This window comes from Collinsella sp. LCP19S3_C9, from assembly GCF_052121575.1.
GTDB lineage: Bacteria > Actinomycetota > Coriobacteriia > Coriobacteriales > Coriobacteriaceae > Collinsella.
Window position 1 is genome coordinate 1 of sequence record NZ_JBQKDZ010000043.1, and the last position, 669, is coordinate 669.

Annotated in this window: 1 protein-coding gene; it reads left to right on the forward strand. The window is 71.0% G+C overall.

Translation table 11 applies throughout. The features are described 5' to 3' along the window. Nucleotides 1–188: 188 nt before the first annotated feature. Nucleotides 189–669, forward strand: a 481-nt coding sequence (locus ACTQXI_RS08900) for a transposase (protein ID WP_441548536.1), incomplete at its 3' end; no start/stop codon positions are given.

Consider the following 669-nt stretch of genomic DNA (forward strand, 5'->3'; position numbering starts at 1 on the left):
CTCGCGGCCTACGAGAGCGGCTACCTCGGCTTCGCCCCGCAAAGGGAGCTCGCCGGGCTCGGCGTCGAGTGCGTCGTCGCCGCGGTCTCGAAGATCCCCAGGTCGGCCGCCGACTCGGCCTCCAAGAACGACAGGAACGACGCCGCCAGGATGGCCAAGGCGATACTCGCCCACGACATCTCCCCCGTATGGTCCCCTCCCCCGAGGTCGAAGGCATCAGGGACCTCGCCGGCGCCTACGACGGGGCGACCGCGCGCCTGGCGACCGCCAAGCAGCGGCTGCTCGCCTTCCTCGCAAAGCGGGGGTTCGTCTACGGCGGCACCACGCCCGCCGGCAACCCGAGGAAGTACTGGACCTACGACTTCCTGAGGTGGCTCGACAAGGTCAGGCCGGAGGACGATGGCGGGGTTCGGACGCTCGCCGCCCTGAGGAACGAGGTCGAGGCCGCGGCGGAGGCCCGGGCGGACCTGCTCTCCGAGTACAGGGCCGCCGTGGATGCCAGCCCGATCGCCGCGGAGGTGGCCGCCCTCCAGTCGATCAAGGGCTGCGCCTTCGCGCTGGCCGCAGCCTTCTCGGCCGAGGTCGGCGACTTCACGAGGTTCCGTTCCGGAAGGCAGGTCACGGCCTATTTCGGCCTCGCGCCGAGTCAGAGGTCGAGTGGCGACTCCG